Below are 13247 nucleotides of genomic sequence, written 5' to 3'. Positions count from 1 at the left end.
ACGGTCGCCTCAGCAGGCGACCGTTCCTTTTTGCTCTGTTAGCTAAAACTGCGGTTTAAGCCTTGCCCCAGCCACCGGCTGTCGGTGTGATAACGGTGACTGCCTCGCCGGCTTCAAGCACGGTCTGATCACAACCTTCCAGCTGTTGGACCGTTCCGTCAAGCCTTCGAACTTCGGTACGGCCAAGCTCACCGTCGTGACCTCCGTCCAGTCCTTTCGGTGAAACAGTGCGATGGGATGCCAGGATGGCACAGTCCATTTTTTCCAGGAACCGCAGGGTCCGCCTGGTGCCGTCCCCCGCCGACCATTTGCCCTTGCCGCCGGAGCCCTTGCGGATATGGAAATCCTCCAGGAGAACCGGAAAACGGAACTCCAGGACTTCAGGATCGGTGAGGCGCGAGTTGGTCATATGGGTGTGGACACCGTCCGTGCCATTGAACCCGGGCCCTGCCGGAGATCCGGAACAGATGGTCTCATAGTACTGATAGGTGTCGTTGCCGAACGTCAGGTTGTTCATCGTTCCCTGAGCGTTGGCCATGGCACCAAGGGCGGCAAAAACTGCGTTGGTGACGTGCTGCGACGTTTCCACGTTGCCCGCCACAACAGCTGCCGGATAAGAGGGACGCAACATGCAGTCGTCCGGGATGATGATGTTGATCGGCTTCAGGCAGCCGGCGTTCATCGGAATGTCGCCATCTACCATCACGCGGAAGCAGTAGAGGATTGCCGCGCGTGTCACCGGTTCGGGCGCATTGAAGTTGTTGGGCTTTACCCCGGATGTGCCGGTGAAGTCTACCGTCGCCTCGCGTTTAGACTTGTCGACCGTGATCTTGACCTTGATCACGGAGCCCTGGTCTGTCGGATACTCGTATTCGGAATCCTTCAGTGCTTCGATCACGCGGCGAACACTTTCCTCCGCATTGTCCTGAACGTGTCCCATATATGCCTGGACGACATCCAGTCCGAAATGGGCCACCATTTTCCGCAGTTCCTGGATGCCTTTTTCGTTGGCAGCGATCTGTGCGGACAAGTCGGCGACATTCTGGTGCGGGTTGCGGGCGGGGTAGGGGTGGTTGGTCAGGAGTTCGACCAGTTCCTGCTCGCAGAAACGGCCTTTATCGACGATCTTGAAATTGTCGAAAAGTACACCTTCCTCGTCCACGTTGGTGGCGCGCGGCGTCATGGAGCCTGGAGCGGAACCGCCGACATCGGCATGGTGGCCGCGGGACGCCGACCAGAACAGGATCTCCTTGCCGTCGTCATCGAAGACAGGCGACACCACTGTAATATCCGGCAGGTGTGTACCGCCGTTATACGGTGCGTTGAGCGCGAATACGTCGCCCGGCTTGATCTTGCCCTTGTTGAGCTTGATGACCGTTTCGACCGAACGGTCCATCGAGCCCAGATGCACCGGCATGTGTGGTGCATTGGCAACCAGAGCGCCATTTGCGTCGAACACCGCGCAGGAGAAGTCAAGACGTTCCTTGATGTTGACCGAATAAGCCGTGTTCTGAAGGGTGACGCCCATCTGTTCCGCAATCGACATGAACAGATTGTTGAACACTTCAAGCATAACAGGATCTGCATGCGTGCCGATTGCTTCGGCTCGTTTCAATGGCACAATACGTTTCAGGATCACATGATCCTTTGAATTGATTTCTGCCTGCCAGCCATCTTCAACGGCGATCGTCGCATGCGGTTCGATGATAACCGCGGGGCCGGTCACCTTCATGCCCGGTTTGAGTGCCTCGCGTTTGAAGATGCCGGCCTTGTGCCAGGTACCCTCGGAGTAGACGCTGGTGGAAGTGGCCGGGTTGGGAGAGCCTGTGTCCAGGGTGAGGTCCGGCTCGGTGAGACCAGCGCCACCACCGGCGGTTTCGACTTCCAGAGCCTCCACAACAACCGGCTTTTTCTCGTAGGCAAATCCGAACTGTTTCTTGTGCGCATCCTCGAAGGCTGCGCGCATTTGGGCGACGGATCCCAGCGGCACCGGAAGTGGAGTATCCGTGCCGTCGTAGCGAAGATGCGCAGTTGCGCTCGTGCGGCGGGCATCGGCAGAGATCGACTGCCTGTCGAGTTCCGCTTCCGTCTGGCTTGCGAGCTGATCGCGCAGCGCCTGGAGTTCCGGGATCAGATCGTCTGTCAGTGTCTTGACGACAGCCTGCTGCCGGTCGGCGCGTATGTCAGCAAGCCCCATGCCATAGGCCGAGAGGATGCCTGAAAACGGATGCAGGATGACGGTCTTCATGCCGAGACTGTCTGCAACCCTGCAGCCGGTCTGACCGCCTGCGCCACCAAAACAGGTGAGTGCATATTCGGTGACGTCATAGCCGCGCTGGACCGAAATCTTCTTTATGGCATTGGCCATGTTCTCAACGGCAATCTTCAAGAAGCCGTCGGCGACTTCTTCCGGTGAACGGCCGTCACCAATACGCATGGCCAGATCGGTGAAGCGTTTGCGAACAACTTCGCCGTCGAGCGGCTGATCCTGGTCGGGGCCGAAGATTTTCGGAAAGAATTCGGGCGCCAGTTTGCCGGTCATCAGGTTCGCATCGGTGACGGTGAGCGGCCCGCCGCGGCGATAACAGGCTGGACCCGGATTGGCGCCTGCTGAATCCGGACCAACCTGAAAGCGGCCATCGGCATAATGAAGGATGGATCCGCCACCGGCAGCAACCGTGTGGATCATCATCATCGGCGCACGCATGCGCACACCCGCTACTTCCGTCTCGAATGCCCTTTCGTAGTCGCCATCATAGTGGCAGACGTCGGTCGACGTGCCGCCCATGTCGAAGCCAATGATCCTGTCGAATCCTGCCATTCGGGAAGTTTCGACAGCCCCCACCACACCGCCGGCAGGGCCGGACAGGATCGCGTCCTTACCCTGAAACAGGTCTGCCGCGGTGAGGCCGCCGGAAGACTGCATGAACATCAGCCTCGGGCCTTCGCCCAGTTCTTCCTGAACCTGGTTCACATATCGCCGCAAGATCGGCGATAGATAGGCGTCAACCACTGTGGTGTCGCCGCGCCCTACCAGCTTCATCAGCGGTGATACTTCGTGAGACACGGAGATCTGCGGAAAGCCGATATCTTCGGCGATCTTCTTCAAAAGCTGTTCATGCGCAGGATAGGCATAGGCATGCATCAACACGATGGCGATGGAGCGAATGCCGTCATCCCATGCCGCCTGCATTTCGTTGCGGGCCTGTCCCTCATCCAGCGCGAGCTCCAGTTCCCCGTCGGCGCGCACGCGCTCGGAAATTTCGTGGACACTCTCGTAGAGCAGCTCCGGCTTGATGATTTCCTTGGCAAAGATATGCGGCCGTGCCTGGTAACCGATTTCCAGGGCATCGCGAAAACCCTTGGTGATGAACAGAGCGGTCCGCTCACCCTTGCGTTCCAGAAGAGCGTTGGTGGCGACGGTCGTACCCATCTTGACGGTTGCAATCTTGTCCGAAGGAATTGCCGCGCCTTTTTCCACACCAAGCAATTCCCGGATGCCTTGAATGGCGGCATCGCGATAGGCTTCCGGATTTTCGGAGAGCACCTTGTGCGGATGCAGTGTGCCGTCCGGCGAACGGCCGACGATGTCGGTAAAGGTGCCGCCACGGTCGATCCAGAAATCCCACTTGGCTGTCATGATCTTCCCTCTGATGCTGCCGGCTTAAGGAACGTCTGATTCCGTGCCGACAATTAGCGTTTTGATAGCAAGTAACTTTATGCTGACATTTTATCGATAAAATGTCGATGAAAAAATCTGAATGGGTTGTTATTTGATCTTTTTATCGCCTGCGGTACTCCCATATGACCTTGTGGTAAAAGGGAAAACTGAAAGCTGGAGATGTCGGAAAACGATAAATCAGAAGAACGGGATCCGTTTCTGCTGCGTCTGGCGGAGGCTGTCGACTTCACAATCAGTATACTGACAGCAGACCTCTGGTTCGTTGGCATCTTCCTGCTTGTCGCCCTGCTTCTCGGCGTTTCCCTGCTTGGGCTTTTGCTGGAAGTTGCAATTGGTGCAGGGGTACTTGCGGCTGTTGCTGTCTATTTCTGGTTGTTTTGCGACTTGCATCCAGGCGAGTGAGATTATTCGACAGGGCCTCGCTCCAAAAGTGTCAGGCCACTGGCTCCCCAGCCAAAGCGCCTGGCTGCCGGAGTGCCTTCCCGCGGGGCAAAGGCTTCTTGCGCTTTGCTTAGTTCCTCACTGCTTGTGTGGACGATCAATAGCCATCGGGCATCATCGGTGCCCTTGTTTATTTCGGCAATTGTATCAACTGGCGTGAAGGTGTTGGGGTCGCGCAGGTAATAAGACAGGGCCGGTGCGGCAAATCCCTTGAACAGCAATAGATGATCGCCATCGGCTTTCTGTTCCAGATAGTCCCGTGCGATCAGGCGCCATTCGGGGCGTATTCTCTCCAGCAGCGTGAATTTCAATTCGGTGAAACTCAACCATATCGCGGCAGCAAACAATGCGATCGGTGCAACCTGTGGCGCCAGGCGCTGGGCTGTTACCGAGGCGAGCAGGAGAAGCCCTGGCCATGCCGCGATCAGGTATCGATCAAAAAGGATCGGTTGCACACTTATGGAATAGAGGTAGGCCAAAAGCGGAGGACCAACGGTGTAGGCAAAGCAAACGAGGATTGCATCCGCACTTTGCGGTTTGCCGAAGTACCTGCCTGGCAGGTGAACGATGGTCAGGAGACTGGCGACAGCCAAACCTGCCAGCACCCAGAACAAAGGCAGCGATCCGGCCATACTGAAGGCGATGTTGATGAGAAACGTCGGATCAGGATAAGCAATCCAGAAGCCTTCTTCGGCCACCGACCTTGCTCGCATCGCCAGGATGATCAACCAAGGTAAAAAGGCAAGCGCGCTCGCTGCCATTGCAAGGCAGACAAGAACCGCATTGGTGAGACTGATGCGGCCGGATTTCAAAATGCCGGTCAATGCCAGGATGCCGCAGACCACACCAACGGATGCGAAGCCCAGAAGGGCGTAGATGTGACTGTGGAGGAACAGGGCTCCAGCCACTCCAAGCGCCACCAGCCGCCAGGCCGATGGCCTTTCAAGGTTTTTCAGAACCAGGAGCAGAAAGGCGAGCCCGCATGTTGCCAGCAGGGCATACATGCGGGCTTCTGTCGAATACCAGATGTGGAACGGAGAGATGGTCAGGAGAGCGGCTGCAAGCAGTCCCGCGGTGTTTCCGGCCAGCGTCTTGCCAGTCAGAAAGATTAGCCAGACGGCAAGAACGCCCAACAGCACGGATGGCAAGCGCAATGCTGTTTCACTGTCACCTGCCAAGGGCATCGTCAGCCAGAGCAAAATATTATGCAGTGGCGGGTAATTGTCGGCGGCAACGGCTGTCAACAGCTCCGTTATTGTGCCCTTTGATTGGCTCCAGCTGACGGCTTCATCGTACCAAAGGCTGGTCCTGTCCAGGTTTTGAATGCGAAGGACTGCTGCTACGGCCAGAATAAGCGCCAAAATCAGCTGTTCCGCGCGATTGCCGGTCTGGAAGCGTTCATTGATGTTTGGCACGTATTCAGAATTCCAAATTGACTGGTCCAAACGCTACCTAATCCGGCCGGCGGAGGGAAGAACGCATCGTTCTTGATATGTATAATCACAATTTATCGATAAATTGTTGATGTCGCCATCTTTTGAGGCTAGTGTTTCAGAAGATGCTCTCCCCAAGGTGTTCGAAGAATGCACCTCGAGCAGCATCCCGACGGGCGACCCCCGCTTCCTAGAGGAGAAAATCATGCTGCAATCTCGTTTCCTGACCCGCGCCGGATTCCATCTGGCCGCTGCTGCCGCGTTCAGCCTGGCAGGCTTCACTGCCGTTTCCGCTGAAACCAAGTGGGACATGCCGACGCCATATGGCGACAGTAACTTTCACACTCAGAACATTGCCGCCTTCGCTGAAGAAGTGAAGGAAAAGACAGATGGCTCTCTTGTCATCCAGATCCATTCCGCCGGATCGCTGTTCAAGCATCCGGAAATCAAGAACGCAGTACGCAAGGGCCTTGCTCCGATCGGTGAAGTTCTTGTTTCCCGCCTTTCCAACGAAGATGCCGTCTTCGGAGTGGATTCCGTACCGTTCCTCGCCCCGTCCTACGACAAGGCCTGGAAGCTTTATCAGGCGTCCAAGCCCGCACTGGAAGAAAAGCTCGGTGAACAGGGGCTGCAGCTTCTTTACGCTGTGCCGTGGCCGCCTCAGGGTATTTATGCCAAAAAGGAAATCACCAAGGGTGACGACCTCAAGGGGCTGAAGTTCCGAGCCTACAATACTGCCACCGAACGTCTGGCCCAATTGGCTGGTGCGGTGCCGACGCAGGTTGAAGTGCCTGATATTCCGACTGCCTTTTCCACCGGTCGTGTAGAAGCGATGATCACGTCGCCGTCCACCGGTGCGAATTCCAAGGCGTGGGATTTCCTGAGCCACTACCATGATACCCAGGCCTGGTTGCCCAAGAACATGGTTTTCGTCAACAAGGGCGCTTTCGATGCCCTGAGCGACGAAGAAAAAGCTGCCGTGCTGGAAGCAGCAGACGTCGCTGAAAAACGCGGCTGGGAAGCTTCCAAGGTGGAAACCAAGACGCAGACCCAGGTTTTGATCGACAACGGCATCACCGTCGTTCAGCCGAGCAGCCAGTTGATCGAGGATCTTGCCGCAATCGGCGAGACGATGGCCGCCGAATGGCAGCAGGAAGCCGGAGATAGCGGCCAGACTGTTCTCGAAGCCTATAAAAACTAAACAGCTAAAAAGCGCCGGGCCAAATCAGCCCGGCGTTTTTTTAATATCAGCTGCACATCCGGTAGGGGAAGCCGATGCGAAAGGCTTTGAATACGCTTTATCAGGCGTCAACGGCCATGGCTGCGTGTTGTCTCGTTGTCATTGCCAGTCTCGTGGTACTTCAGGTTTTCGGACGTATTTTCGACTGGGCTCGAACGGTCTTTGGCCTCGATCCACTTGGACTTCAAGTACCGTCACTTGCCGAAATCGCAGGCTTCCTGCTGGTGGGGGCGTCTTTTCTTGCCCTGTCCGGCACGCTGCGAAACGGTGACCACATCAGGGTGGCGATCTTGCTCCAAAGCGTACCCAAAGGCGGAGCACGCATCCTGAATGTCTGGGCGGTGGCCGTTGCCCTGGCTCTGGCAGCGTTCTTCACCTGGAACGCGGGGCTGCTTGCTCTCGACAGTTACAAATTCAATGAGACTTCCTACGGTGTCATCCCGATCCCCCTGGTCTTTCCTCAGTCAGTAATGACCTTTGGCCTTTTGGTCTTCTCAGTCGCGTTGCTCGACGACCTCATCATGGCGCTCACTGGCAAGGCGCCCAGTTTTGAAGCGGTCGTCAAAGCCGATCCGATCGAAGGGAAAGAATGATGGATCTCTCCCTGATTGCCTTTATTCTCGGCCTTGGAATGCTCGCAGCGCTTGCGACCGGTATCTGGGTGGCCGTTGCTCTGTTCGCGGTCGCACTGGCGGCCATGATGGCTCTAGTCTCCGCTCCCGCCGGTCCCGTTCTCGCGACGACTGTCTGGGGTGCCTCGAATTCCTGGGACCTGACGGCATTGCCCATGTTCATCTGGATGGGCGAGATTCTGTTCCGCTCCCGCTTGTCAGAGGACATGTTCGCGGGTCTTTCTCCCTGGATGCGCAATCTGCCGGGCCGGCTGTTGCATGTGAACATTCTCGGATGCGGTATCTTTGCCGCCGTCTCGGGCTCTTCTGCCGCAACGACCGCCACAATCGGGCGCATGTCTCTGCCGGAGTTGAAGCAGCGCGGCTATGACGAGCGCATGGCCATCGGCACGTTGGCGGGGTCCGGCACGCTGGGTTTGCTCATCCCGCCTTCCATCATCCTGATCGTCTACGGCGCCGCGACCGAACAGTCGATCGCCCGGCTGTTCATGGCCGGTGTACTGCCTGGAGCAATGCTGTGCATCCTGTTCATGGGGTACGTGGTGATCTGGGCAATGCTGAATCGGGAAAAGATGCCCGCGAAGGAAGATGTCATTCCGTTCGTCGAACGACTTCTTGCAACACGCAGGCTGTTTCCGGTCATCGGTCTGATCGTCGGTGTGATCGGTTCCATATACGCCGGCCTTGCATCGCCGACGGAGGCCGCGGCCATCGGCGTGATGCTGTCTCTGCTTCTGTCCTGGATGAGCGGAACGCTGAGCCGCAAGAGCTTCGCAGAAGCCCTGATGGGGGCGACGCGAACGTCCTGCATGATTGCGTTCATTCTGGCAGGTGCGGCGTTCCTGACAGTTGCCATGGGCTACACCGGTATTCCGCGTGAGCTGGCGGCCTGGATCGGTTCGTTGAACCTGTCGCCCTATGCCTTGTTGATCGCCCTGACGCTGTTTTTTGTAGTGCTCGGCTGTTTCCTGGATGGCATTTCGGTGGTGGTTCTGACGACGTCAGTGATTCTACCGATGGTAGAACAGGCGGGGCTGGATCTTGTCTGGTTCGGCATTTATCTGGTGCTGGTCGTCGAAATGAGCCAGATCACACCGCCCGTCGGCTTCAACCTGTTCGTGCTGCAGGGCATGACCGGATACAATATCTTCAAGGTTGCGCGCATGGCCTTGCCGTTCTTCCTGTTGATGATCCTGGCAATCGTCTTGATTGTGGCCTTTCCGGGCTTGGCTCTTTGGTTGCCGCAGACGATGTTGAGCAACTAGTGCATTCCCGCCTCTCAACAAACCGGGTTCGGACGCACGAATACTTTTGAACCGACAAGCAAACGGGCCTCCAACCGGTTTCGGCTGGAGGCCTGCCGAAACAACAAACTGTGCCGGAGATCAGATGTGACGGATAATCCCGACTCCAGAAGCGATGCCCCCATCGGGCCTGTTGTCTCGGCTGCGCATCTGGCCTCCGGGGCAATGCCTGCCTTGTCGGAGATCGAATTTGCGGTGACCATGATGGTCAATGCCTATCACCGATGGATGGTCCGCTGTATGGCGGCCAGCGGGTCACATGGTCTTGGGCCTCTGGATGTGCTTGTGCTTCATTCGGTCAATCACCGTGGCCGAGCCAAAACACTGTCTGACATTTGCCTTGTGCTGAACATCGAGGACACGCACACGGTCACCTATGCGCTCAAGAAGCTTGAAAAGGCAGGGCTGATCTCGTCCGGTCGTCGGGGCAAGGAAAAAACAGCCGAAATTACCAAGTCCGGTGAAACGGCCTGCCTTGAATACCGGCGTTTGCGTGAGGCTCTTCTGGTCAAGCCGATGAAGGCGCTGGGCCTTGATGAAGGCGAACTTTCCAAGCTTGCTGCGACTTTGCGACTGGTTTCAGGAAACTACGACCAGGCTGCGCGCGCCGCTGCTGCCATGTGATGTCGGCCGCTGTCGTGTCCTGATTGTTCATTTGTTGAATATTCCAAAATTTCTTGTAATATCGAACTATGAAGGATCAGGACGCAGTCTCCGCCTTGGGCGCCTTGGCACAGGAAGATCGCCTTGCCGCTTTCCGTTTGCTGATGACGGCAGGGCTGGATGGGCTTCCGTCCGGCACGGTTGCCGAGCGGCTTGATATACAGCCAACCAGGATGTCGTTTCATCTGACGACACTTGAACGGGCCGGGCTGCTGACCACGCGCCGGGACGGGAGGCATATTCTCTATGCAGTCGATTATGACCGCATGCGAGATCTCCTGGGCTTTTTGATGGAAGACTGCTGCGGCAACGATCCTGCCATCTGCTGTTTTCCGGCAATCGAATTGAAGAATCCTAAGGGACTTTGACAGGACGACACCTCACATGAGCATGACGATTTATCACAACCCGAAATGCGGCACGTCCCGCAACACGCTGGAAATGATCCGCAAGTCGGGTGTTGAGCCTCAAATCATCGAATATCTGAAGACGCCACCGAGCCGGAAAGAGCTTGTCGAGCTGATTGCACGCACAGGCCTCCCGGTACGCGACATCCTCCGCCAGAAGGGAACGCCCTACGACGAACTGGGCCTGGGTGAAGACAAGTGGACGGACGACCAACTGATCGATTTCATGATGGAGCACCCGATCCTGATCAACCGGCCGATCGTGGTGTCGGAAAAAGGCGTCCGCCTGTGCCGTCCGTCCGAGAAGGTGCTGGACCTGTTGCCACAGGATATCGGTTCCTTCACGAAAGAGGACGGTGAGGTGGTCTCGTCCGGAGCACCCGATGCCTGAGGTGGAATTTGCGGGCGACGACTTGAAGAACGTGACCGTGGAGGACCTTCGTCAGATCGATCGGGACAGGTTGCTGGGCCTGCACAGGCCTTCCCATCCACCTCGGATAATGCTGCTCTATGGTTCGCTGCGCGAGCGGTCCTACAGTCGTTTTCTTGTGCTGGAAGCGCAACGGCTGCTGCGGGCCTATGGGGCGGAGACCCGGATATTCGACCCGTCGGGGTTGCCGCTGCCGGACGACAGTGGTTCCGATCATCCCAAGGTTGTCGAACTCAGGGAGCTGTGTGCCTGGTCCGAAGGGCAGGTCTGGTGTTCACCGGAGCGCCATGGGGCAATGACCGGCGTTCTCAAGTCTCAGATCGACTGGATACCGCTCAGTTTCGGCGCCATCCGGCCGACACAGGGCAAGACGCTGGCCTTGATGCAGGTGTCGGGAGGTTCTCAGTCTTTCAATGCGGTCAATCAGATGCGTGTCCTTGGACGCTGGATGCGGATGGTGACCATTCCCAATCAGTCATCGGTGCCCAGGGCCTATCAGGAATTTGATGAAGACGGCCGGATGAAACCATCGGCTCTCTACGACCGGGTGGTCGATGTCATGGAAGAACTCATCAAGTTCACGCTGCTGGTTCGTGGTCGGTCGGACTATCTTGTCGATCGCTATTCCGAACGCAAGGCAGACCGGGAACAGCAGTCGGCCGCTCAGGATGCGGCAGCCGGGGTAAGCCTCTGAAAACCGGTTATCGCGGATTTAGCCGGCAGGCTGCGACGGGGCCTTCTCAATCTGCGGCGTCGGAATTTCGCTGTGCCCGTCGGTCACAGGGGGCGGGGCAGCGGGCCTCACACTCTGGGCAAGTTTTGGGGCGAGACGAATGCGGGGTGAGGCCGAGGCTGTGTTCGGCTGCTGGTGTGCCCGGGGGAACCAGCGCCGGCCGGCCGGGCTGTGGGGGAACACCGGATAGGCGGTTTCGTGCTTTGCTACCGTATCAGGCCTGCCGAACAAGAAGCCCTGAACGAGATCGCACCCGGCTGCGCTCAGCAGAATGGCCTGGTCCTCGGTTTCGACGCCTTCGGCGGTGATGGTCACGTCCAATGAACGGCCGAGACCGACAATGGACGTAACGATGGCATCGGTGCTTGCATCCTTGCCAAGGTTCTGAATGAAGGCCTTGTCGATCTTGATCTTGTCGAACGGAAACAGGCTCAGATAGCTCAGGGACGAATAGCCGGTGCCAAAATCGTCCATGGCGATCGAGACGCCCATGTCGCGTATCTGGCGCAGGGTCTCGACAACGGCGTCAGTATTGGAAATCAGCAGGCTCTCGGTGATTTCGATTTCAAGCCGCTTCGGGTCGAGGCGGGAGTTCTGCAGCGCCTGGGCAACACGCTTCTGGGTTTCGCCGGCAATGAACTGGGCAGGGGAAACATTGACCGCGACCTTGCGGGACTGATCCTCCCAGAGCGCGGCCTCGTGACAGGCATGGTTGAGGACCCAGGTTCCGATTTCCTCAATGAGGCCCGTATCTTCCGCAATCGGAATGAAATCGTCCGGCCGGATGATACCCTTGGAGGGATGGTCCCAGCGGATCAGGGCCTCATAGCCCTTCAGTGTGCCGTCGTTCAGCGCGTATTGCGGCTGATAGAGGAGCTTGAACTGGTTGAACTTGAGCGCCTTATGGAGGCCTTCCTCAACTTCCTTGCGTTTTTGTGCCTCGGCGTCGAGGCTTGGCGTGTACCACGAGAATGTTGACCGCCCGCTGTGTTTGGCCCGGTAAAGAGCCAGATCAGCGCAATGAAGCATCCGGGAGGCTCTCCATGAGCCGTCAGTTGCTCTCGCGAGGCCAATGGACAGTGATATTCGGATATCCTTGCCGTCGATCGTGCAAGGGGCCTCGGTTGCCGAAATCATGTCTGTGGCAAGCCGGGTCATGCGGGCGGGGTCGGAAACGGACGTCAGCATGACCGCGAATTCATCGCCCGACAGGCGGGCCACCAGATGGTTGCCAAAGACGGCGTTGAGACGCTCACCGACGATCTGAAGAAAGACGTCGCCTATGCCGTGACCGTAGGTGTCGTTGATTTCCTTGAACCTGTCGACATCGATCAGCATGACGCCAATGTTGGACGCCTTGGCCTGGGCAAGGCGCAGTGCTTCGGTCAGCCGTGCGTTGAAAACGGCACGGTTGGGCAAACCCGTCAGTGTGTCGTGATGCGCCAGATACTGAATGTCGCGGCTGGTCCTGAGCTGATCGTAGAAGCGCATCCACAGGAGAATGCCTGCAAACACGAAGGACGCCACGCAAAGACCGCCAGCGGCTGCGCTGATCGTCCAGGTCAAGGCTGTCAGGCTGGACAGTATCTCCGACTGGGTCACCAGGAGCAAAAGCCCTGGAAAATCCGGAGCCGCACCTTCCGGACGGTATGCGATCACTGCATTCGTGCCGAATGTGCCCGCCCAGGACATGTCGGGAATCGCAATGAGCAGTTTTTCGTCGTTCAGCGCTGCTTTTGCCACAGAGACAGTAGCACCCGCGTGCAGCAGTCCGTCATGGTGCCAGAGGATTTGCGGCGGGGGCAGCGCTTGAACACCCGTCCCTGTTCGCGCGGGAAAAACCACTGCAGCGTCCAGAACCCCTGAGGCACTGGTGCTCTGCTGGAACAGGCGTTTCAAGACGTCATGCAAGTCGCCCGTCACATCCGAAGAAGGGGAGGCGTCTGCGGTCAGTCGCAATGCGGACACGTTGGCTGACGGCTCGAGTGCGACTTTGCCCGCTAGGGACCGCAGGATGGAGCCGAGAGTTTCTTCCTGTGGCAGGAAGGCCTGTTCAAGTCCCCGCACGACCAGCCAGTGGGTCAATAGACGGTTGCCAGCGTAAACACTCAGCGCCAGTGTCAGCACCAGCGACATGGAGATGAAAAAAATGACAATGTTGCTTCTTACCAGGGAGCTTGCCATCCGGCGAGGCACCATCTTGCGAACACGGGTCGCGCAAGGCTAAGCGGAATTCCTTTAGTCATCATGAATCTTGAAGTTGCTCAAACCTGCGGATTTCT

At 57.5% G+C, this 13247-nt stretch carries 11 protein-coding genes; 8 read left to right on the top strand and 3 right to left on the bottom strand.

Annotated elements, in window-relative coordinates:
* Positions 1 to 55: 55 nt before the first annotated feature.
* The gene (locus ACYQ54_RS05230; protein ID WP_460079988.1) at positions 56 to 3640 is read right to left on the bottom strand and encodes a hydantoinase B/oxoprolinase family protein; all 3585 of its coding nucleotides are present in this window, start codon (positions 3638 to 3640) and stop codon (positions 56 to 58) included.
* A 201-nt stretch (positions 3641 to 3841) separates the two neighbouring features.
* On the opposite strand from ACYQ54_RS05230, the gene ACYQ54_RS05225 reads away from it, so the two are divergent.
* Positions 3842 to 4084 (top strand): hypothetical protein, encoded by a 243-nt coding sequence (locus tag ACYQ54_RS05225; protein ID WP_460079986.1) that lies wholly within the window; start codon positions 3842 to 3844, stop codon positions 4082 to 4084.
* Positions 4085 to 4086: 2 nt separating this feature from the next.
* Here the strand turns inward: ACYQ54_RS05225 and ACYQ54_RS05220 are convergent, their stop codons facing one another.
* Complete coding sequence (locus tag ACYQ54_RS05220) at positions 4087 to 5538, bottom strand: glycosyltransferase family 39 protein (protein ID WP_460079984.1); 1452 nt, start codon at positions 5536 to 5538, stop codon at positions 4087 to 4089.
* 223 nt (positions 5539 to 5761) lie between these two features.
* Here ACYQ54_RS05220 and ACYQ54_RS05215 point away from each other — a divergent pair, with 223 nt between their 5' ends.
* From ACYQ54_RS05215 to arsH, 7 genes are all read left to right on the top strand, one after another.
* Positions 5762 to 6757: a TRAP transporter substrate-binding protein gene (locus ACYQ54_RS05215; protein ID WP_460079983.1), complete on the top strand. Its 996-nt coding sequence runs from the start codon at positions 5762 to 5764 to the stop codon at positions 6755 to 6757.
* A 74-nt stretch (positions 6758 to 6831) separates the two neighbouring features.
* Positions 6832 to 7389, top strand: coding sequence for a TRAP transporter small permease (locus ACYQ54_RS05210; protein WP_460079981.1), 558 nt, complete (start codon positions 6832 to 6834; stop codon positions 7387 to 7389).
* Complete coding sequence (locus ACYQ54_RS05205; RefSeq protein ID WP_460079979.1) at positions 7389 to 8693, top strand: TRAP transporter large permease; 1305 nt, start codon at positions 7389 to 7391, stop codon at positions 8691 to 8693. The genes ACYQ54_RS05210 and ACYQ54_RS05205 overlap by 1 nt, the downstream gene beginning before the upstream one ends.
* A gap of 204 nt (positions 8694 to 8897) precedes the next feature.
* The gene (locus tag ACYQ54_RS05200; protein ID WP_460081687.1) at positions 8898 to 9356 is read left to right on the top strand and encodes a winged helix DNA-binding protein; all 459 of its coding nucleotides are present in this window, start codon (positions 8898 to 8900) and stop codon (positions 9354 to 9356) included.
* Between the two features lie 68 nt (positions 9357 to 9424).
* Complete coding sequence (locus ACYQ54_RS05195) at positions 9425 to 9763, top strand: ArsR/SmtB family transcription factor (RefSeq protein ID WP_460079978.1); 339 nt, start codon at positions 9425 to 9427, stop codon at positions 9761 to 9763.
* Between the two features lie 16 nt (positions 9764 to 9779).
* Positions 9780 to 10193, top strand: coding sequence for an arsenate reductase (glutaredoxin) (gene arsC / locus ACYQ54_RS05190; RefSeq protein ID WP_460079976.1), 414 nt, complete (start codon positions 9780 to 9782; stop codon positions 10191 to 10193).
* Positions 10186 to 10926, top strand: a complete 741-nt coding sequence (gene arsH / locus ACYQ54_RS05185; protein WP_460079974.1) for an arsenical resistance protein ArsH — start codon at positions 10186 to 10188, stop codon at positions 10924 to 10926. The genes arsC and arsH overlap by 8 nt, the downstream gene beginning before the upstream one ends.
* Positions 10927 to 10944: 18 nt before the next feature.
* Here arsH and ACYQ54_RS05180 read toward each other — a convergent pair whose 3' ends face one another.
* The gene (locus ACYQ54_RS05180; RefSeq protein WP_460079972.1) at positions 10945 to 13149 is read right to left on the bottom strand and encodes a putative bifunctional diguanylate cyclase/phosphodiesterase; all 2205 of its coding nucleotides are present in this window, start codon (positions 13147 to 13149) and stop codon (positions 10945 to 10947) included.
* Positions 13150 to 13247: the final 98 nt, after the last annotated feature.

The sequence above is a fragment of the Roseibium sp. LAB1 genome (genome assembly GCF_054658235.1).
Note: the sequence above shows the minus strand (reverse complement) of the source record. Positions and strands in the feature narration are given on the sequence as shown.